Raw genomic sequence first — 20,755 nt, forward strand, 5'->3', positions numbered from 1 at the left:
ATGTCCATACGTTCAGCACGCCGCGCGCAACGCGGCTTCACCCTCATCGAAATCATGGTGGTGGTGATCATTCTTGGGGTGCTTGGTGCGCTGGTGCTGCCCAACGTGATGAGCCGTCCTGACCATGCCAAGCTGACTGCAGCCCGCACTGATATCCAGTCGATCTCTACCGCGTTGGAAATCTACCGTCTGGATAACGGCCGCTATCCGACCACCTCGCAAGGCCTGGAAGCCTTGGTGACGCGACCAACCGTAGCGCCACTCCCGCGTCAATGGAGTGCCCAAGGCTATCTCAAGAGCACACCCATCGACCCCTGGGGCTCGCCTTACCGGTTTGCAAGCCCAGGCACCCGTTCGGCCCAAGGCTATGACCTTTACTCCCTGGGGGCCGATGGTCAGCCGGGTGGTGAGGAGATGGATGCCGATATCGGTAACTGGCCTGAATGAAACAGCGCCGCTCTCGAGGCTTTACGCTGCTGGAGCTGCTGCTGGTCATGCTGCTGCTGGGCATCGTGATGAGCATGGCAGGGGTCATGTTCGGGCGTGACCCGCAACGTATGGCCAATCAGGAAGCCAGCCTTTTTTTCCAGTTGGTACAGCACGCGCGGCACCAGGCGGTGCTGGAAGGATTGGCACTGGGTATCCGCATTGATGCCCGGGGCTATCAACTGCTTAGAGCCGCCGGACACCACTGGGAGATTGCGGGCAAGCATCGAGATATCGACCTGGACCTGCACGTGGAGATCGATGGGGTTCCGGTGCCTCCCAGTGTGCCTGGGAGGGCACCGCAACTGGTGATGTATGGCAACGACGAGCACACGCCGTTTGCCCTTCATTTCGGGGTGGACGATGTACGCCTTGTTTCTGTGTCGAGTGATGGCATCAATGACCCCAGTTTCCTGCGCTGAACGCGGCTTCACCTTGCTGGAAGTGTTGGTGGCGTTGGTGATCTTCGCGGTACTGGCCGTGGCGGTTACCTCGGCCAGCCAGCATGTACTGGTGCAATCGCAGGGGCTTGAGAAGCGCTTGCTCGCCAGCTGGGTCGCGGACAACCACTTGATGGAGATGCGCCTGCAACCTGCACCGGGTCCTGGCGAGCGCACCCTGGATGTCATGTTCGGCCAGCGTCGCTGGACCCTGCAGGAAACCCGCCGCGGCCTGGGTGAGGGTACCCTGCTGGAAGTACACGTACGGGTAGGCCTTGCTTCGGACCGCCAAGTACTGCACCAGGCCACGGGATGGTTGGGGCTGGTCGATGCGCCACGCTAGGCCAGGCAGGTTGACCGGTCAGCGGGGCTTCACCTTGATCGAGCTGCTGCTGGCGATCGCTATCTTTGCCTTGCTGGCGGTGGGCAGCGCGCGCGTGCTCGATGTGTTCATGCGTGCCGAAAGCGCACGTCAGATGCAGGCCAATGAGCTGCGAGCGTTGGGCAGGGCCATGAGCCTGATGCAACGCGATGCCCTGCTGGGTTATCAGCCTGCGAGCCTCGGCAAGGGCGGTTACGGTGTACTGCTGCACGGCGCACGGGCGCATTGGTTGGCCAGGGAGCAAGACAACCAGGCGCTCAAGCGCAGCGAGTTGAGGGTTGTCGAGTATTGGCTCGAGGAAGGCGTGCTGTGGCGTCAACGGCGCACGCAGGGGCAAGACCAGCCTCGGCCGCAGCGCTTGCTCGAAGGTGTACGCGAGCTGCATTGGCGGGTGCATGTGCCCGGAAGCGGCTGGCAGGCACGCTGGCCCATGACCCAGCGGCGGCCGGTGCCCCCACAGGCGCTGGAGGTGACGCTGTCGACCAAGCGGTTTGAGCAGGTTCGGCGGGTACTGCCACTGGGGGGCGCCAGCCAGTGAGGTGGCAACGGCAAAGGGGGCTCGCATTGGTTACCGTGCTGCTGGTCATGGCGCTGCTCACGATGCTGGTAGCCGGCATGTTGCACAGCCATCAACTGTTGGTTGGCGGGGTTACCCGGCAGATCGAGGGTACGCGTTTAATGCGCCTGGCCCAGGCAGGCGAGCAGCAGGGTCTGGTGACCCTGCGCCGCGAGCTGGGCGAGGTATTGCAGGTCACCCATGATCGGCAAGCCTGGGCCCAGCCCCGGGTGTTGAACCTCGATCAAGGGCAGATAAGCCTGCAGTTGGAAGACCTTTCGGGTCGGCTGAACCTGGGAGCCCTGATGGCCGGAAAGGCACCCGACCCGTTGCTGCTCGAACGCTGGGAACGCCTGTGCCATTCATTGCAGCTGGAGCCACCGGCATTGGACGGGCTCGTTGGCCAGCCGATGCTCGACCCAACGCAGTTGCGCGCATTGCCGGGGGTCACCGCCGAGGTGATGACGCGGTTGCAGCCGTGGGTGGTGGTATTGCCCAAGGAGGCGCGGCTCAACATCAATACGGCCCCGGCGCGCTTGCTGGCGGCGTTCGCCGAGCTGTCACCGACGGTAGCCGCGGAGCTCGCAAGGGCGCGCCCCGAGGCGGGATACCCCACCGTGGAGCGCTTTCTTGCCCAGCCCCAGCTGGAGGGCCAGGGCCTGGACAGGCGTGGGCTGGCAGTGAGCAGCCGCTGGTTTCGCCTGGAGGTACAGGCGGAGCTGGCAGGTCGGCGCATGTACTTGTACAGCGATCTGGAGATCGATTTGAACACGCACCAGGTTCGTGTGGTGCGGCGTGTGTTTTCGGCAAGGCGGGAGCGAAGTGCAGATGAGTGAGAGCTGGTTGTACCTGTTGCCCGAAGGCATTGCGGCAGCTGATGCGCAGTGGCCGGTGTGGTTGCGTTCGGGGGACGGCACCCTGAGCAAGGCGCGCCTGGGTGAGCTGGCCTCGACCCTGTCCGGCCCAGTGATCGTGGTAGTGCCCATGGAAATGCTGGGCAGCTGTGAGATCGGCCCGGTACCGGGTAAACGGCCGAAACCGGAAACACTGGCGTACGCCGCCGAGGATCAGTTGGCAGCGCCGCTGGAAACGTTGCACTTGGTGTTTGGTCCGCCCTGTACACAAGGGCATCGCCGCGCGTTGGTGATAGAGCTTCAGGTCATGGCCAACCTGGTGGCGCTGCTGCAAGCCCAGGGTATCGACCCGCTTGGCATCTACGCCGATGCCGACTTGCTGGGGGCCGGGCAGCCCTGCGCATTGTGGTTCGAGGGCCGCTGGCTGCTGGGCGGCCCGAATGGCCTATGTCTGGTCGCCAGTCCGCAGGCCGCCGAGGTCCTGGCGCAGCAGTTGCCGCCGATGGCATGGCAGGCTGAGCTTGCTCATGCAGGGGAGGCGCTCTGCAACCAAACAGTCGATAGCGCCGTCCACACCCTGGTGCAAGGGCGAGCCACGGCCCTGGACCTGCGCCAGGGGGCATTCCGGAGACGCGGATCGGCCTTGCCTTGGCCCGCCTTGGCGGGCGGGGTGCTGCTGGCATTGGCAATGGTGTGCCTGGCGGATCATCTGCGCATCGCGTGGTTGATGCAACGCACGGCACAGCTGGATGCCGAGAACGTTCAGGTATTTCAGCGCTGGGCGCCTGGGCAGCCTGTCACTGGCAACCTGGTTGCGCAGGTCAGGGCGCTGGAGTTCCGTCCCCAGGCAGTGACCACTGTCGACGAACTGGCAGTATTCAGCGAGCGGTTGGTTGAAGCCGGGAACATCACCGTTGAACGGGCTGTGTTCAGCCCCACCGAAGGGTGGCGCATGGAAGTGGTAGCGCAAGGGTTCGCTGACCTTGAGCGCTTGCGTCAACAGGCGCCTGCGGTGCTGATGGACCAGGCGCGCCAGGCCGGGCAAGGCGTGCGGGCGACCCTGACTTGGCTGGGGGCTCGATGATGCGGTGGTTTGGGCAGGCCTGGCTACGCCAATGGCAATCGATACCCGGCGCCCGGCGGGGTGTGATTGTGGCCAGTCTCTGGAGCCTGGCCTTGGTCGTTCTCTGGCAAGTTGCCTGGAGCCCCGGCAAGCAGCGCTTGCAGCAGGCCGAGCTTGATCATGCGCGAGCCCTGGAGCTGGCCGGGCACCTGCAGAGGGTTTCGACAGGCCCGGCCATGGCCCTGGACGCTGTGCAGGCACTGACGCCCGCCGAGCTGAACGAGCGAGCGCTGGCTGCTGGGCTGCGAATCACCGGGCTGCAGGCGCGTGCCGCTCAGGTGGACGCCAGCCTGGAGGGCGAGCCTGCGAAACTGCTGGTTTGGCTGCACGCGCTGGAACGTGATGGCGTGCAGTTCCGCAGTTTGCAGTTGCAGGTGATCGGCGAACAGTTGCAAGCGCAGCTGGTACTGGAGCTGGACGGAGCCTGAGCCGATTAAGATTCGCTTCAGCCAGCTTGGGTAGGCTGTTCCCATCGAAAACGAAACAGGACCTGCCACCATGAAAGCTCGCTACCTCGCCCTAATCCTTGCCCCGCTGTTCAGCACTGCCGCCTTGGCTGCGGGCTATACCGGCCCCGGTGCCCAGCCGGTTACCACCGTTGCCACGGCCAACGATGCCGCCGATGACACCCCGGTGGTGCTGCAGGGCTTCGTGACCAAGAAGATCAACAACGACGACAAGTACGAATTCAAGGACAACACCGGCACCATCAGCGTAGAAATTGATGATGAAGACTTGCCGCCGACTCCGTTCAACGAAAAGACCAAGGTCAAGCTGACCGGTGAGGTGGAGAAACACCTGATGAGCCGGGAGGTTGATGTGGATATGGTTGAGATCATCAACTAATCCAAGGGCTTGTTCGCGGGCATGCCCGCGAATGCCTCACACCGATTTGGGTGGTAACTTGCTCAGGTGCAACGCCACCAGCAATGCCACCGCCAGCAAGCTGCCAATGAACAGCCCAATCCCGTTCCAGCCCCACTGGTGCCAGAACACCCCGCCCGCCGTACCGGCCACGCTGGAGCCAGCGTAGTAGCAGAACAGGTACAGCGACGACACCTGCCCCTTGGCCTTCAGCGCCCGGCGGCCGATCCAGCTGCTGGCCACCGAGTGCGCACCAAAGAAGCCGAAGGTGAACACCAGCATGCCCACGATCACCATCACCAGCGGACTGGCCAGTGTCATCAGCAAGCCACCCGCCATTACCACGATACTGGCCCAGAACACCTTGCGCCGGCCCAGTTTGTCCGCCAGGGCGCCGACCTGTGCCGAACTGTAGATACCTGACAGGTAAACCACCGACAGCAAGCCGACCAGCGCCTGGTTCATGTGGTAGGGCTCGGCCAGCAGGCGGTAGCCGATGTAGTTGAACAGGGTGACGAAGGCGCCCATCAGCAAGAAGGCTTCAAGAAACAGCCAGGGCAGGCCGGCATCCTTGAAGTGCATGACAAAACCGTCCAGCAGGCTGCGTGGGTTCATCGTCTGTGCGCGGAAATTGCGTGATTCCGGCAGCACCTTCCAGAACACCAGCGCGGCCACCAGGGCCAGGCCGCCAATGGTCAGCATCGCCGTGTGCCAGCTGACGAAGTCGATCAGTACGCCAGTGATGAGCCGCCCGCTCATGCCGCCAATCGCGTTGCCGCCGATGTACAGGCCCATGGCCAGGCCAATGTGTTGCGGGTGGATCTCTTCGCTCAGGTAGGTCATCGCCACTGCCGCCAGGCCGCTCAGCGACAGGCCGACCAAGGCGCGGGTGGCCAGTACCAGCTCCCAGCTGGGCATCACTGCGCTGGCCAAGGTGGACAGGGCGGCGCAGACCAGCGCGAACACCATCACGGGTTTGCGCCCGATGCGGTCAGAAATGGGGCCGGTGATCAGCAGGCCGAACGCCAGCATGGCGGTGGACACCGACAGCACCAGGCTGCTCTGCGCCGCGTTGATGGAAAACTCGTTGGATAGCAGAGGCATCATTGGCTGTACGCAGTACAGCAAGGCGAAGGTGGCGAAACCGCCGCTGAACAAGGCCAGCACGGTTTTCATGAAAGCGGGTGTGCCTTTTACGATCCACATTTCGGTCAGGATGGCAGGTTGTGGCTCAAGGAGGAGGGGGGCTACTGCAGTTTTCACGGGCGGGTACCTCTGGCGCAATGAAAAAAGCATATAGCTGGCTAACGATTAGATCCAATATATTGTTCGACCTATTTGAGATGTTTGGCGACTTGTTTGGAGCAGATCATGGAATTGCGTCATCTGCGTTACTTCATTGCTGTGGCCGAAGAGCTGCACTTTGGCCGCGCCGCCCAGCAGCTGGGTATTTCCCAGCCGCCCTTGAGTCAGCAGATCCAGGCTCTGGAGCAGGAGTTGGGGGCCCGGCTGTTCGATCGTACCAACCGTCGTGTAGAACTGAGCGAGGCCGGGCGATTGTTCCTCGAGGAAGCGCGCCAGGTATTGGCGCAGGTGGAGAAGGCCGCGGATGTCGCCCGGCGTGCGCAGTTGGGCGAGCTGGGGGAGATGAAAATCGGTTTCACCTCCTCGGCCCCGTTCACCTCGAAAATCCCCAAGGCCATTCACGCCTTCCGTCAGCGCTTTCCGGCGGTGCACCTGAACCTCAAGGAAATGAGCAGCCGTGATGTTGCCGAAGGGGTATTCGACGAGTCCATCGAGGTGGGGTTGATGCGGCCGATGCCGCTGCCGGAAGGGTTGGTGGCCACCGAGTTGTTCCGAGAACCGTTGGTGGCGGTGATCAATGCCTCGCATCCGCTGGCCGAGGGCACTGAGCAAGGCGTCTACATGGCGGCGTTGGCCCCTGAGCCCTTCGTGTTCTTCCCGCGCAGTTATGGCAGCGGCTTGCATGCACAATTGCTGAGCCTGGCGCGGCATGCGGGTTTCAGCCCCCATTTTGCGCAAGAGGCAGGGGAAGCGATGACCATCATCGGCCTGGTCTCGGCGGGGCTGGGGGTGTCGGTGCTGCCGGCGTCGTTCCAGCGCATGCGCATAGAAGGGGTGGTGTACCGCACCTTGCTCGATGAAGAGGCGATGACGGCGGTGTGGCTGGTGCAGCGTGAGCGCGGCCATTCGGTGATGGCCAAGGCATTTGCCGAGTTGTTGACAGGGCAGGTGGTCGGTCAGGCGTGATGCCGGTCAAATGGCACTGGTCATTGCCCCACTGCCGCCACATACTCGGGCATTCGTTGATACACGGAGGTCAATCATGCGGCGCGTGGTGTTCAATCAGAAAGGTGGCGTGGGCAAGTCGAGCATTGCCTGCAACCTGGCGGCGGTCAGTGCCAATGAAGGCTACCGGACCTTGTTGATCGACCTGGATGCCCAGGCGAACTCGACCCAATACCTCACCGGCCTGACCGGCGAGGACATCCCCATGGGCATCGCCGACTTCTTCAAGCAAAGCCTTTCCAGCGGGCCGTTCAGCAAGAAGAACAAGGTCGATATCTACGAAACCCCATTCGACAATCTGCATGTGGTCACCGCCACTGCCGAGCTGGCCGACCTGCAGCCAAAGCTGGAGGCAAAACACAAGATCAACAAGCTGCGCAAGTTGCTCGACGAGCTGGACGAGGATTACGAGCGTATTTACATCGATACCCCGCCGGCGCTTAATTTCTATGCGGTTTCTGCGCTGATCGCTGCCGATCGCGTGCTGATCCCCTTCGACTGCGACAGCTTTTCGCGCCAGGCCCTGTATGGCCTGCTGGCCGAGATCGAAGACCTCAAGGAAGACCACAACGAAGACCTGGTGGTCGAAGGCATCGTGGTCAACCAGTTCCAGTCACGTGCCAGCCTGCCCCAGCAGATGCTCGACGAACTGCTGGCCGAAGGGTTGCCGGTGCTGCCGGTGTACTTGGGCAGCTCAGTGAAAATGCGCGAATCGCACCACGCCAGCCTGCCGCTGATTCACCTGGAGCCGCGGCACAAGCTGACTCTGCAGTTTGTCGAGTTGCATTCGCTGCTTGAGGAGAATGCTTAAACCCCGTGGTTACGCAGCCACTCCAGCAGGGACTGGAGTGGAAACGCCCCGGCCTGGCGGCTGACTTCGCGGCCGTTCTTGAACAGCAGCAGGCTGGGGATCGAGCGTATGCCCAGTTGCCCTGCGAGGTTACGGTTGGCTTCGCTGTCGAGCTTGGCCAGGCGGCAGCGGCCAGCAAGCTTGCGGGCGGCCTCTTCGAAGGTGGGGGCGAATGACTTGCACGGGCCGCACCAGTCGGCCCAGATGTCGACCAGCAGCGGCAGGTCGCCTTTGATCTGGCTGGCATAGCTGGCTTCGGTGAGCTCGAAAGGGGTGCTCAACAGCACGTCCTGTTTGCAGCGACCGCATTTCGGCGCATCGCCCAGGCGCTCGGCGGGCAGGCGGTTGAGGCCGTTGCAGTGGGGGCAGGGGATTACCAGTGGGTCGGTCATTTCATCTCCGGTGTTGGGTTCACGGTTTCCTTGTGGGAGCGGGCGTGCCCGCGAACACCGGCGAAGCCGGTGCAATCCATCACGTTGCCTGCTTCGCGGGCAAGCCCGCTCCCACAGGATTCGGCGCTAATCAGGAAGAGCAGCTGATTTCCAGGTGCTTGCCCCACTCCGGCGGTCGCTCGGCGTAGGCCTGCATCCCGGGCTGTTCCTCGAACGGCCTGGTCAGGACTTGGTGCAGCCGTCGAACTTCACTGTAATCCCCCGCCTCGGCCGCTTCGATGGCTTTCTGCGCCAGGTAGTTGCGCAGCACGTACAGCGGGTTCACCGCATGCATCCGCTCACGGCGGCCTTCGGCATTGCCGGGTTCACGCCCACAGCGGGCCAGGTAGTCTGCGCCCCAGGCATCGAAGCCGGCCAGGTCGATAAAGTCATCGCGCACTGCCTTCAGCGCCTCAGCCACCGGCTGCTCACCCAGTTTGCGGAAGAACAGGCTGTAGTCCACGCCACCGCGTTGCATGCACTGCAGCAGGCGCTCGACCAGCGCCATGTCATCATCTTCGGCGGTGGTCAGCCCCAGGCGCCGGCGCATCAGGTCCAGGTAATGGGCCTGGTACAGCGGCACGAACAGGCCCAACGCTTCCTTTAGTGGCTCAACTTCGATCACGGTGGTCAGTGCCTGGGCCAGCGCGCTGAGGTTCCAGTGGGCGATGGGCACCTGGTTGGCGTAGCTGTAGCGGCCTCGATCGTCGGAGTGGTTGCAGATGAAGTTGGCGTCGAAGTCATCCAGGAACGCGTAGGGGCCAAAATCGAAGGTGATGCCGAGGATCGACATGTTGTCGGTGTTCATCACGCCGTGGCAGAAGCCATACGCCTGCCAGCGGGCGATCAGTTCGGCATTGCGCTCGACGATGGTGCGGAACATGGCCAGGTAGGGCTGCTCGGCCTCACGGCATTCGGGATAGTGCTGTTCCAGCACGTGGTCGATCAACACGCGCTGCTGCTCGGGCTGCTTGGTGTAGTAGAAGTACTCGAAATGACCGAAACGCACATGGCTCTGCGCCAGGCGCGTCAGCATGGCCGCGCTTTCACGGGTTTCGCGCCACACCGGGGTGCTGGAACCGATCACGCACAGTGCCCGGCTGGTAGCGATGCCCAGGGCGTGCAGGGCTTCGGAGGCGAGGAACTCGCGAATCGACGAGCGCAGCACGGCGCGGCCGTCACCCATGCGGGAGTAGGGTGTCTGGCCGGCGCCCTTGAGGTGCAGGTCCCAGTGTTCGCCTGCGTCGTTGAGCACTTCGGCCAGTAGCAGGCCACGGCCGTCGCCCAGACGTGGGTTGTACGAGCCGAACTGGTGGCCGGAATAAACCATCGCCCGAGGGTCGGCCTCTTCCCACAGTTTGTGGCCGCTGAACAGTTCGGCGAACACCGGCAGCTCGGCCTGGGCGGGGTCGAGGTCGAGCAAGGCCATGGCCGACTCGCTCGCTACCACCAGGCGCGGGTCTGCAATGGGCTCGGGCAGCACCTGGGTGGAGAACGCATCGCCCAGGCGGGCGAAGCGGTTGTCGAAGGTGAGTTGGTCGAGGGCTTTCACGGGACTGCTCCTTGGAATCGGTGCCAATGGGGCCGCTTGGCGGCCCTTCGCGGGTGAACCCGCCCCTACAAAGAACATGCCGCGCCTGAAAGCCGTGCGGTCCCTGTGTAGGAGCGGGTTCACCCGCGAACGAGGGCGAAGCCCTCGCAGCCATTTTGCACACAATAAAGTATTCGAGCCCATTCAGGCCGAAGCAGTGCCATCCGATTTCGGCTGTTCCATCGGAATCAATTGCTGCTTGCTGCCCTTCGCATCCATCAGGAACACCTCTACCTGGCGTACCGAGATCTTGATGTTGTGGGCCTTGAACTCGCGGTTGATGTAGCGGTTGATCTCGTCCAGCGTCGGGTTGCGGTCGCCCAGGTCACGGACGTGCATGCGCAGTTCGTGGTCCAGCGAGCTTTCGCCGAAGTTGAGGAAGTACACGATCGGTTCCGGATCCTTGAGCACGCGTGGGTTCTCATGCGCGCCCTTGAGCAGCAGGTCGCGCACCAGGTCGAGGTCTGAGCCATAGTCGATGCCCAGCTTCAGCGTCACCCGGGTGACCGTATCGGTCAGCGACCAGTTGATCAGTTGGCCAGTGATGAAGGTCTTGTTGGGGACGATGATGTCCTTGCGGTCGAAGTCGGTGATGGTGGTGGCACGGATGCGGATCTTGCTTACCGTGCCCGACAGGTTGCCGATGGTGATGGTGTCGCCAATCCGTACCGGGCGCTCGAACAGGATCATGATGCCGGAGATGAAGTTGGCGAAGATTTCCTGCATGCCGAAGCCCAGCCCTACTGACAGCGCAGCCACCAGCCATTGCAGCTTGTCCCAGCTCACCCCCAGGGTCGACAGGGTGCTGACGATGCCGATGCCGACGATGGTGTACGACAACAGCGTGGTGGTGGCGTAGGCACTGCCCTGGGCCAGGTTCAGGCGAGACAGCACCAGTACTTCCAGCAAGCCTGGCAAGTTGCCGGCCAGGGCGAAAGTTATGCCGACGATCACCAGCGCGCCGAGCAGGTCGCCGAGGCTGATCGGTACCATGCTGGCCGCGGCGCCGGTGCCGCTGGTGTATTCGTAGAGGACGAAATTGTTGAGGTAGGCGAACACCGAGATCAGGTCGGCCCATACCCAATACAGGCCGGCGATGAAGCCGCCGAGCAGGGCCAGGCGGATCAGGCGCAGCGACTGCTGGTTGACCTGTTCGATATCCAGCGTTGGCTCTTCGGTGATGACTTCGCCATCCAGCCCTTCCTTGGCTGCCGCACGCTTGGTCAACGCACGCTGGTAGGCCAGGCGTCGTGCAGCCACCGACAGGCCGCGCACGAAGGCGGCCTCGATCACCAGCCAGAACAGCAGCAGGTACAGGGTGTAGATGAGTCGGTCGGTAAGCTTCAATGCGGTGTAGTAGTAGCCGAAGCACACGGCGACGAACAGGGCGATGGGCAGGGCGGTGAACGCTACCCCCACCGCCCTGCGGAACAGCGAGGTGTCACGGTGTGCCGGGCTGCTGAGCAGCAGGCGGCTGAGCAGCCAGGCCATCAGCGCATAGCAGGTCAGCACCACGCCGATGCCCAACACGTCGTCTGCCAATGCCGAAGGCTGGTGCTCGGCCACCGCCACCACGCCGACCAGTGCCAGCACCACGGTGCCCAGGCGGCGAACCCAGCCGCGCAGGAACTCGACCTGCGGTTTGTGCCAGCGGAAGTGGACTTCCGCCACGCCACCGGGTGCGAGGATACGGTAGGCGGTATAGAACACCAGCCAGGCCTGGGCCAGCTGCCAGAGTGCGGCGCCCAGGTTGGCATTCTGCCCGCGGGCGTCGATCTGCAGGGCGTAGCTGCACAGCGCCAGACCAAGGCTGACCGGCATCGCCAGCAGAATGTTGATTAGGATTGCCTGGGGCGTGTGCCATTGGCTGTCACGGCGGAAGTGGCCGATATCCTGGTGCACTTTGCCTAACCGTTGGTAAAGGTATTTGCGCCGCCACAACAGCGCGCCGATCACCAACAGCAGCGGCAGGAACAGCAACGGGCGCTGGCTCAGGCCATCGGCCAGCTCTTTCAGGCTGGAGCCCCACGGCAGGTTGGCGACCTGGTCGGCCAGGCGCTCCGGCACGTATTGCAGCCAGTCCCAGTCCAGCGGCTTGTTGCTGGGGATCCAGAACATTTGCTCGTCGAGGGTGGTGCGCAGGCTCTGCGCGGTGCCCAGTAGCTGCTTCTGGTTGAGCTGCAGGGTGATCGATTCGTTGAGCAGCGCCGACAGCTCGCGGTTCAGCCGCTCCAACAGGTCGCTGCGGGTGATGGCCACTTCCAGCAGGGCCTTGCGCAGCTGCGGGGTCACATCTTCCTGCGGTTGCGCCGCCAGCAGCTTGTCGACGTAGGTGACCGGGCTGCTCATCTGCTCGCGCTGCTGGTTGACTTCGAACTGGTACAGGCGGGTGTCGGCGATCTGGTCGGCCAGGTCGCGGTCGACCTTCAGGTGCGGCAGGGTCTGTTTCTGCTTGTAGAGAATCTTCGACAGCAGCAGGCTTCCCTTGAGCACGTTGATCTGCTCGTCAAGCGCCTGGTCGGCCTGGGTCAGGCTGTCGAGTTGCTGCTTGGTGCGCAGGTTCTGCTGGGTCAGTTCGTTAAGGCGGTCGGTGCTCTTGAGCAGGTAGTCGGAAAGCTTGAGGTTGATCGCGCTTTCAGTGGCCAGCAGGCTGCTGCCGCCGGCCTTCTGAGCCTCAATCGACTGCTGGGTGACGGCTTCCTGGGACTGGGCCAGGCGTTTGGCGTTGATCAGCGTCTGCAGGTCCTGGATTTCCTGCTCCAGGCGCGCAGCGCGCTCGACCAGCAGGTCGTGACGCGCATTGCCGAGGTCTTGCAGCAGGCTGTTGCCGGCCAGTTCCTGGCGGCGCAGCAGGGTCAGCGCGTTGAGCGAGGCCAACTCGGCGTTGAGCTGATTGCGCTGGTCGGCATTGATGGCTTTGCCACCGTCCTTGCCGGTTTTGAGGATGTTGTTGATCTGCTGGGTGCGGGTCTGGCTGCTGCTGATCTCCGCCTGGGCACGCTCGGGGCGGGTTTGCGAGTTGATGATCAGGCTGTTGGCTTCAGACAACGCCTTTTGCAGCTCGCCCTGCAGCGTGTTGCGTTCGCTGAGCATCTGTTCAAGCTGTGGCACGGTGAGGTTGGCGTAGCGCTGTGCCACCGGTTGTGCCTTGGTTTCCTTGAGCCTGGCCAACTCCTTCTGGCTGTCGCTGGTCTCCTTGGGGGCACTGCTCAGCTGCTGCTTGAGTGCAGCCAGTTTCTTTTCGTTGTCTTCCTTGGCAGCAAGCAGGCTCAACGTTTGTTCGAGCACCTGCTGCAGCGCCTTCTGGTCTGCCTCGGGCAGCTTGCGCTCGGCGATCTTGTCGAGGCTGTTCTGGATACTGGCGGTGGTCGGGGCTTCTGCCGCGCTAGCGGCAAAAGAAAGGGACAGGCACAACCCGAGCAGGGCTGTGCGAAGGTACACGCGCAGGGACATAGGCAGACTACTTGTGGATCCGGCTGAAACGAAGTTTAGAGGAACAATCCTGGTCCGGGTCGCGTTCCTTCGGGGAATCTGACGCCTACTTTCTGGATCTTGTTCCCGTCCATGGTCGCCACGGTCCAGATAGTGCCATGCCATTCGACCTGGTCCCCCACTACTGGAGCGCCTCCGACCTTCTGTCGGATGAACTGGGCCAACGGCATTTTCGCGTCGAGGCCATCGAGTTTCAGGCCGTACAACGCTGCCACCGCACCCAGTTCGGCATCGCCTTCGAGCACGAAGTCGCCGAAGAAACGCAGGTCCAGGCCACGCTGTGGCGCCTGGCTGAACAACTTGCCGAGGGCCGGCAGGTTGTGTTCGTGGCCGATCACGCAGAGCATGTCGCCAACCTCCAGCACGGTGCTGCCCGACGGGTGCAGCAGTTGCTCGCCACGGAACAGCGCGGCAATCCGTGTGCCTTCGGGCATTTTCAGCTCGCGCAGGGCGGCACCAATGCACCACTTTTCGGCGCCCAGGCGGTAGACGAACATCTCCCACTCGCTGGTGATGTGCACCTCAAGGGCGGAGCGGGAAATCGGCGCCGGGTCTGGCGGTACGGTCACTTTCAGCAGCTTGGCCATCCACGGCAGGCTGGTGCCCTGCACCAGCAGTGACACCAGCACGATGAAGAACGCCAGGTTGAAGAACAGCTGGGCGTCTGGCAGGCCCGCCATCAGCGGGAACACCGCCAGAATGATCGGTACCGCGCCGCGCAGGCCGACCCACGAAATGAAGCCCTTTTCGCGGCCGTGAAAAGCCTTGAACGGCAGCAGGGCCGCGACCACCGACAGTGGCCGCGCCACCAGGATCATCCACAGCGCCAGGCCCAGTGCCGGCAGGGCGATGGGCAGCAGGTCGTGCGGCGTGACCAGCAACCCCAGCACCAGGAACATGCCGATCTGCGCCAGCCAGGCCATGCCGTCGAGCATGTGCAGTATGCCGTGGCGGCTGCGGATAGGCTTGTTGCCCAGCACCAGGCCGCACAGGTAAACGGCGAGGAAGCCGCTACCATGCAGGGCGTTGGTCAGCGAGAACACCACCAGGCCACCGGCCACTACCAGAATGGGGTAAAGGCCGCCGGCCAGGTTGATGCGGTTGACCAGTTGCAGCATCAGCCAGCCACCGCCCAAGCCCAGCAGCCCGCCGATACCGAACTCACGCAACAAGTGGCCCAGCAGGCCCCAGTGCAGCCCGGTCTGGCCGCTGGCGATCATGTCGATCAAGGTGACAGTGAGGAACACCGCCATCGGGTCGTTGCTGCCCGACTCGATCTCGAGGGTAGCCGTAACCCGCTCGTTCAGGCCTTTGCCGCCGAGCAGCGAGAACACTGCAGCGGCGTCGGTGGAGCCGACGATCGCACCGATCAGCAAGCCCTGAATCAGGCTCAGGTTGAACAGCCAGGCGGCAACCAGGCCGGTGAGGGCGGTGGTGATCATCACCCCGACTGTGGCCAGCGACAGCGCCGGCCACAGCGCCACGCGGAAGCTTGCCACCCGCGTACGCAGGCCACCGTCAAGCAGGATGACGGCCAGTGCCAGGTTGCCCACCAGGTAGGCGGTTGGGTAATTGTTGAAGATGATGCCGCCACCATCGACACCGGCGACCATGCCGACGGCGAGGATGATGACCAGAATAGGGATGCCCAGGCGCGACGACAGCGAGCTGACCAGGATACTTGCACCCACCAGCAATGCGCCGATCAGGAACAGGCTGTTGATGGTGCTTGCATCCAAAGGCAGGTACTCCGAGACAGCGGGGAAGGGACGTGGTAGCGCATTTTCCAGCAAAAGCTAGCAGGTCGCGTGCCAATCGATTCTAACCTGAGGCCGACGCAGGCTGTAAAGCGATACCGCATCGTCGCTGCGGCTTGCGGCTGTAATGGTTTGCCCACTGTCAGGCAGCCAAGTGACATGAATGTCAAAGAAACCATTTCTCTCGCCCAGGTGGCCCAGCGCCTGCTCGGGCAATTTCCTGATTTGCACAGTTTGGCGCGCCAGGCGGCGGGCCATGTGCTTCGCCGCCAACTGGGGTACTGGCTGGATCCGGACGGGCTCTATTGGCACGAGTTCCAGTCGGCGGCCAGCAGTTCTTTGAGCTTCACCGGCTGGCGCCACAGTGGGCCGCCACGACGCTCTTTGAGCCTTACCGAACTGGTCATCCAACGATTCAGCCCGCAGCAGCAGGCCAGTGCTGACGAGTTGAGTATTTATGGTGGCTTCTACCGGGTGGATGCCAGCCACGCAGTTTACGACGAGCGCAACGAAGTGCGGCTCGACCCTCAGCAAGTACTGACGGCGTTCTGGCGGTTGGACTTTGCAGGGCGCTACACCGAGGCGCTGAGCACGTTTCGGTCACGGCATGGCGAAGACTATTGTGTCCTGGCCCGCGCCCGCTTCATGGCTGCTGTGGGGCAATCTGGGTTGAGCGAACCTGAGCGCCAGGAACAAATGGGGGTGACGCTCGCTGCACCCGCACTGCCGACTACCGTAAAAGCCTTGCGACTGGCCCGGGAAGGGAGTGCTCAATCTGGGTGGAACGCGCTTGTCATCGGCGGTATCAGCGCCAAGCTGATGTTCTTGCGCAAGCTGAAGACTGGCAGGTTGTGCCTCTACCTTGCCGATGTTCAGGCTGTGGTGCAGGTGTTCGACGATCGTCATGCGTTTCAGGAGTGGATGGCTGACCAGGCCGCCACGACGGTGGGGCGAGAGCGGCTGGTCAGGCTGTTCGTCGGGGACGGGGTACTGGCGCAGTCGCTACGCCCGCGACTACGCAATTACTTCAAGTTGCTCGCACAGTCGCGAGGTGAAACCGCCATCTTGGGGCAGTCCATTGAAGGGGACCTGTTCGTTCGTCTACGTGATGCGGTGATGGATGATCTGACCCGCGACGCTCACGAACGGCTCACCACCAATGCCCAGCTGCGAAAGGCCGAGTGGCTGGCGGGCGTGCAAGCGGCGAGCTTCGTGCTAGCACCGATGGCGCCGTTTGGCTGGCCAGTGATATTGGCATCGCTCGGTCTGGGCACCGCCAGCCTGGCGTTGCATCTGGACCGGGCAATTAATGGCAAGCAGGGCTGGCGCACAGCAGCATGGTGGTCAGTACTGACGGATATCCTGTTCATCCTGCTTGATATAGCCATGCTGCGAGCCAGCGAGCTGTTTACCGATGGCCACGTCCCCCCGCGGGTGGCTGGCCAGGCGCAAGCCTCTGCCGCCAAGGTCGACTGGGGGCTTTACATGGCCCCGGCGGCGGATGAATTGCTGGCGGTGTCGGATCAGGCGCTGGCCCGCCAGCAAGCTCTGTTGGGCGCGGTACCGTGGGCTGATCTCGATGCCTTGGGGCCCAATGGCGAGTATCTGGATGCCTTCAGTGAACCCTACCCCGTCTTTCGCGATGAGCACGGCTTTGGCTCGCCCACCATTGCCGAGTACACCAGCTCGCCGGAGCGTTACAACAACCTGTGGCGGGGTATGCCGCTAGAGGGCACGCGCGCCGCGCATATCCAGCGCAGCCATGCGCTTGCTCACGCACTTGGGCAGATCGGCGTGACTAATCAAGTGAGGCTGTATCGGGCTGCCTCCAGCCTGCGGGGCACGGGTTTTCAGGCAGTTGGTGAGGGTGCCATTGAAGTGGGTGACGTGCTGGTGACCACCGACTTCACGTCATTCACTGAAAACCCCTATGCCCTCTGGGAGGTTTTCAACGACCCGCAGGCTCAAATCAGTGGCAGGGATATTTTTGATGAAAACGCGTTGGTTTATGTGTTGGAGCCGGGCGAGGATATGCAGGCGACGCCTATCGGGCCCTTTTCAAGGCGACCGGATGAGGCGGAGTCTTTGATGATGCCCGGGCGCTACCTGCAAGTGGAAAAGGTGACGGCCGTTCAAGGGCACAATTATCGCTTTACCGAGGTGTGCCTGAAGGCGCTGGCGCAGGCGCCAAGCGGGAAGGCAGTGCGTGATATGCGCACAGGCAAGCTGTTCGATCGCCAGGCACTGGCGATGCGGCTGGGCACGGAGGATGATTCGTTGATGCGCACATTCTTTGCGCTGCCCTCCTGAGCACACGTGAAAGGGGCCGCTGAGCGGCCCCTGATCAAGGCCTCAGCCCTGCTTCACTTCACGCATCGGCTTGCCTTTCACTGGCGCATCGCCCGCCACGTAGTACTTGGCGGTGCTGCGCGGCAGTGGCTTGCGGCCACGGATCTTGTCCGAAATCTTCTCGGCGATCATGATCGTGGTGGCGTTGAGGTTGCCGGTGATGATCAGCGGCATGATCGAGGCATCGACCACGCGCAGGCCCTTCATGCCGTGCACGCGGCCTTCGCCGTCGACCACCGCCATGTCGTCGGTGCCCATCTTGCACGAGCAGGACGGGTGGAAGGCAGTTTCGGCGTGCTCGCGGATGAACTTGTCCAGCTGTTCGTCGGTTTGCACGTCGGCGCCTGGGCTGATTTCGCGGCCACGGTACGGGTCCAGCGCCGGCTGGGCCATGATTTCACGGGTCAGGCGAATGCCGTCACGGAATTCCTGCCAGTCCTGCTCGGTGGACATGTAGTTGAACAGGATGCTCGGGTGCTGGCGCGGGTCTTTCGACTTGGCCTGGATGCGGCCACGGGCAGGCGAGCGCATGGAGCCCATGTGCGCCTGGAAGCCATGTTCCTTCACGCCATTGGAGCCGTTGTAGTTAATCGCAACCGGCAGGAAGTGGTACTGGATGTTCGGCCACTTGAATTCCGGACGAGTCCGGATGAAACCCCCGGCCTCGAACTGGTTGCTGGCGCCGATACCGGTGCCGTTGAACATCCACTCGGCACCGATCGCCGGCTGGTTCCACCACAGCAGCGACGGGTATAGCGAAACCGGCTGGGTGCAGGCGTACTGCAGGTACAGTTCCAGGTGGTCCTGCAGGTTTTCGCCAACGCCCGGCAGGTCGTGGACCACTGGGATGTCGAGGCTTTCCAGCAGGGCGCGCGGGCCGACGCCGGAGCGCTGCAGCAGTTGCGGCGAGGCGATGGCCCCGGAGCTGACGATCACTTCCTTGCGGGCACGGGCTTCGACGCGCTCTTCGCTGTCGCCGACCAGGTAGGTCACGCCGATGGCGCGCTTGCCGTCGAACAGAACGCGATCCGTGAGGGCGTGGGTGACGATGGTCAGGTTCGGGCGCTTCTTGGCCTGGTCCAGGTAACCACGGGCAGTGCTGGAGCGGCGGCCGTTCTTGGTCACGGTGCGGTCCATCGGACCGAAGCCTTCCTGCTGGTAACCGTTGAGGTCTTCTGTGCGTGGGTAACCGGCCTGTACGCCGGCTTCGACCATGGCATGGAACAGCGGGTTGTTGCCGGCTTTCGGCGTGGTCACGCTGACCGGGCCTTCGCCGCCATGGTAGTCGTTCGGGCCGATGTCACGGGTTTCGGCCTTGCGGAAGTACGGCAGGCAGTCCAGGTAGGTCCAGTCTTCCAGGCCTGGCAGTTCTGCCCAGCCGTCGAAGTCCATGGCGTTGCCGCGGATGTAGCACATGCCGTTGATCAGCGACGAGCCACCCAGGCCCTTGCCACGGCCACATTCCATGCGGCGGCCGTCCATGTACGGCTCCGGGTCGGTCTCGTAGGCCCAGTTGTAGCGGCGGCCTTGCAGCGGGAAGGCCAGGGCGGCTGGCATCTGGGTGCGGAAGTCGAAGCGGTAGTCGGGGCCACCGGCTTCCAGCAGCAATACGGTGACGCCGGCGTCTTCGGTCAGGCGGGTCGCCAGGGTGTTACCGGCCGAGCCGGCACCGACGATGATGTAATCGAATTCTTGGGACATGAAGGTACCCTCGTGTTGGCGGTGATCGGGGAGCGGGAACGCCCGTGCGCGGTGGCACGGGCGGGGCTAGACAGGGTTCAGAAAACCGAGTTGTAGCCGCCCAGCTCGACCTGGACCGACTTGATGCGAGTGTATTGAGCCAGCGAGCTGACGCCGTTTTCACGGCCGACGCCCGACTGCTTGTAGCCACCTACCGGCATTTCGGCCGGCGATTCACCCCAGGCGTTGATCCAGCAGATACCGGCTTCGAGCTTGTGGATGATGCGGTGGGCGCGGGTGATGTCGTTGGTGCAGACGCCGGCGGCCAGGCCGTAGTCGGTGTCGTTGGCACGGCGGATCACTTCTTCTTCGGTTTCGTAGGTGAGGATGCTCATCACCGGGCCGAAGATCTCTTCCTTGACGATGGTCATGTCGTCGGTGCAGTCGGTGAAGACCGTCGGGGCAACGAAGGCACCTTTGGCGAAGTCACCGGCAGTCAGACGCTCGCCGCCGCACAGCACGCGGGCACCTTCTTCCTTGCCTTTGGCGATGTAGCCCAGCACGCTTTCCATGTGCTGGAAGCTGACCAGCGGGCCGAAGTTGGTGTTTTCGTCTTCCGGGTTGCCAACGCGGATGCGGGCAACGCGCTCGGCGATCTTGGCTTCGAAGGCCGCCTTCATTTCAGCCGGGATGAACACGCGGGTGCCGTTGGTGCACACCTGGCCCGAGCTGTAGAAGTTGGCCATCATGGCGATGTCAGCGGCCTTGTCCAGGTCGGCGTCGGCACAGATGATCAGTGGCGACTTGCCGCCCAGCTCCATGGTCACTTCCTTCAGCGAAGAGCTGGAGGCGCTGGCCATGACTTTCTTGCCGGTGGTGGTGCCGCCGGTGAAGGACACTTTTTCGATGCGCGGGTGCTCGGTCAGCCAGGTGCCGACTTCGCGGCCGCTGCCGGTCAGAACGTTGAACACGCCGTTTGGCAGGCCGGCTTCGGTGTAGATCTCGGCCAGTTTCAGGGTGGTAAGCGAGGTGACTTCCGACGGTTTGAAGATCATCGCGTTGCCAGCGGCCAGGGCCGGGGCAGATTTCCACAGGGCGATCTGGATCGGGTAGTTCCAGGCACCGATACCCACGGTCACGCCCAGCGGCTCGCGGCGGGTGTAGACGAAGGACGATTCGCGCAGCGGGATCTGCTCGCCTTCGATGGCCGGTACCAGGCCTGCGTAGTATTCCAGCACGTCGGCGCCGGTGACGATGTCGACGTAGCGGGTTTCGGAGTAAGACTTGCCGGTGTCCAGGGTTTCCAGCATGGCCAGCTCATCGTTGCGCTCGCGCAGGATGTCGACGGCGCGGCGCAGGATGCGCGAACGCTGCATGGCAGTCATCGCAGCCCAGACTTTCTGGCCACGCTCGGCGCTTTCCACGGCCTTCTCGACGTCTGCCTCGGTAGCACGCTGTACGTGGGCGAGGACTTCGCCGGTGGCCGGGTTGATGGCTTCAAAAGTGGCATCGCTGCCAGCGTCGACGTAAGCGCCATCAATGTAGAGTTTTTGCGTTCCGAAACGGGCCATAGTGTCCTCGCAAGTGCAG

At 63.0% G+C, this 20,755-nt stretch carries 18 protein-coding genes; 11 read left to right on the top strand and 7 right to left on the bottom strand.

Features of this window, described 5'->3' with window-relative positions; genetic code table 11:
- The 8 genes from gspG (at window position 1) to ACK59Z_RS14940 (ending at window position 4,687) form a co-directional block, all read left to right on the top strand.
- The gene (gene gspG, locus ACK59Z_RS14905) at window positions 1-447 is read left to right on the top strand and encodes a type II secretion system major pseudopilin GspG (protein ID WP_047603612.1); all 447 of its coding nucleotides are present in this window, start codon (window positions 1-3) and stop codon (window positions 445-447) included.
- Entirely contained in the window at window positions 444-908 is a 465-nt protein-coding gene (locus ACK59Z_RS14910) for a prepilin-type N-terminal cleavage/methylation domain-containing protein (protein WP_108190484.1), read from the top strand. Before gspG ends, ACK59Z_RS14910 begins: the two co-directional genes overlap by 4 nt.
- On the top strand, window positions 886-1,269 hold the full coding sequence (gene gspI, locus ACK59Z_RS14915) for a type II secretion system minor pseudopilin GspI (protein ID WP_108190483.1): 384 nt from the start codon (window positions 886-888) through the stop codon (window positions 1,267-1,269). The genes ACK59Z_RS14910 and gspI overlap by 23 nt, the downstream gene beginning before the upstream one ends.
- Window positions 1,256-1,846, top strand: a complete 591-nt coding sequence (locus ACK59Z_RS14920; protein ID WP_108190482.1) for a type II secretion system protein GspJ — start codon at window positions 1,256-1,258, stop codon at window positions 1,844-1,846. The genes gspI and ACK59Z_RS14920 overlap by 14 nt, the downstream gene beginning before the upstream one ends.
- A gap of 35 nt (window positions 1,847-1,881) precedes the next feature.
- Window positions 1,882-2,700, top strand: coding sequence for a general secretion pathway protein GspK (locus ACK59Z_RS14925; protein ID WP_258229808.1), 819 nt, complete (start codon window positions 1,882-1,884; stop codon window positions 2,698-2,700).
- Window positions 2,693-3,802, top strand: a complete 1,110-nt coding sequence (gene gspL / locus ACK59Z_RS14930) for a type II secretion system protein GspL (protein ID WP_108190480.1) — start codon at window positions 2,693-2,695, stop codon at window positions 3,800-3,802. The genes ACK59Z_RS14925 and gspL overlap by 8 nt, the downstream gene beginning before the upstream one ends.
- Window positions 3,799-4,269, top strand: a complete 471-nt coding sequence (locus ACK59Z_RS14935; protein WP_108190479.1) for a hypothetical protein — start codon at window positions 3,799-3,801, stop codon at window positions 4,267-4,269. The genes gspL and ACK59Z_RS14935 overlap by 4 nt, the downstream gene beginning before the upstream one ends.
- A gap of 70 nt (window positions 4,270-4,339) precedes the next feature.
- Window positions 4,340-4,687 (top strand): NirD/YgiW/YdeI family stress tolerance protein, encoded by a 348-nt coding sequence (locus tag ACK59Z_RS14940; protein WP_014754709.1) that lies wholly within the window; start codon window positions 4,340-4,342, stop codon window positions 4,685-4,687.
- Window positions 4,688-4,723: 36 nt separating this feature from the next.
- Here the strand turns inward: ACK59Z_RS14940 and ACK59Z_RS14945 are convergent, their stop codons facing one another.
- The gene (locus ACK59Z_RS14945) at window positions 4,724-5,911 is read right to left on the bottom strand and encodes an MFS transporter (RefSeq protein WP_409293354.1); all 1,188 of its coding nucleotides are present in this window, start codon (window positions 5,909-5,911) and stop codon (window positions 4,724-4,726) included.
- 165 nt (window positions 5,912-6,076) lie between these two features.
- Here ACK59Z_RS14945 and ACK59Z_RS14950 point away from each other — a divergent pair, with 165 nt between their 5' ends.
- Both ACK59Z_RS14950 and ACK59Z_RS14955 read left to right on the top strand, forming a co-directional pair.
- Entirely contained in the window at window positions 6,077-6,976 is a 900-nt protein-coding gene (locus ACK59Z_RS14950; protein ID WP_010955618.1) for a LysR family transcriptional regulator, read from the top strand.
- A 76-nt stretch (window positions 6,977-7,052) separates the two neighbouring features.
- Window positions 7,053-7,826: a ParA family protein gene (locus ACK59Z_RS14955; RefSeq protein ID WP_003249168.1), complete on the top strand. Its 774-nt coding sequence runs from the start codon at window positions 7,053-7,055 to the stop codon at window positions 7,824-7,826.
- On the opposite strand, the gene trxC is transcribed toward ACK59Z_RS14955, so the two are convergent.
- The 4 genes from trxC to ACK59Z_RS14975 form a co-directional block, all read right to left on the bottom strand.
- The gene (gene trxC / locus ACK59Z_RS14960) at window positions 7,823-8,257 is read right to left on the bottom strand and encodes a thioredoxin TrxC (RefSeq protein ID WP_003249170.1); all 435 of its coding nucleotides are present in this window, start codon (window positions 8,255-8,257) and stop codon (window positions 7,823-7,825) included. The two genes, ACK59Z_RS14955 and trxC, sit on opposite strands and share 4 nt — an antisense overlap.
- Window positions 8,258-8,387: 130 nt before the next feature.
- On the bottom strand, window positions 8,388-9,848 hold the full coding sequence (gene selO / locus ACK59Z_RS14965) for a protein adenylyltransferase SelO (protein WP_108190477.1): 1,461 nt from the start codon (window positions 9,846-9,848) through the stop codon (window positions 8,388-8,390).
- Between the two features lie 183 nt (window positions 9,849-10,031).
- The gene (gene mscK, locus ACK59Z_RS14970) at window positions 10,032-13,340 is read right to left on the bottom strand and encodes a mechanosensitive channel MscK (RefSeq protein WP_003249174.1); all 3,309 of its coding nucleotides are present in this window, start codon (window positions 13,338-13,340) and stop codon (window positions 10,032-10,034) included.
- A gap of 35 nt (window positions 13,341-13,375) precedes the next feature.
- Entirely contained in the window at window positions 13,376-15,118 is a 1,743-nt protein-coding gene (locus ACK59Z_RS14975) for a potassium/proton antiporter (RefSeq protein ID WP_003249176.1), read from the bottom strand.
- A gap of 177 nt (window positions 15,119-15,295) precedes the next feature.
- Between ACK59Z_RS14975 and ACK59Z_RS14980 the strand changes: the two genes are divergently transcribed.
- Window positions 15,296-17,446 (top strand): dermonecrotic toxin domain-containing protein, encoded by a 2,151-nt coding sequence (locus ACK59Z_RS14980; RefSeq protein WP_409293345.1) that lies wholly within the window; start codon window positions 15,296-15,298, stop codon window positions 17,444-17,446.
- Between the two features lie 42 nt (window positions 17,447-17,488).
- On the opposite strand, the gene betA is transcribed toward ACK59Z_RS14980, so the two are convergent.
- Both betA and betB read right to left on the bottom strand, forming a co-directional pair.
- Entirely contained in the window at window positions 17,489-19,186 is a 1,698-nt protein-coding gene (gene betA / locus ACK59Z_RS14985) for a choline dehydrogenase (RefSeq protein WP_108190475.1), read from the bottom strand.
- Between the two features lie 77 nt (window positions 19,187-19,263).
- Window positions 19,264-20,736 carry a betaine-aldehyde dehydrogenase gene (betB, locus tag ACK59Z_RS14990; RefSeq protein ID WP_003249182.1) on the bottom strand — a complete coding sequence of 491 codons (1,473 nt, stop codon included), beginning with the start codon at window positions 20,734-20,736 and terminating at the stop codon, window positions 19,264-19,266.
- Window positions 20,737-20,755 lie beyond the last annotated feature (19 nt).

This window comes from Pseudomonas sp. KCJK9058, from assembly GCF_046230975.1.
Lineage (GTDB): Bacteria > Pseudomonadota > Gammaproteobacteria > Pseudomonadales > Pseudomonadaceae > Aquipseudomonas > Aquipseudomonas alloputida.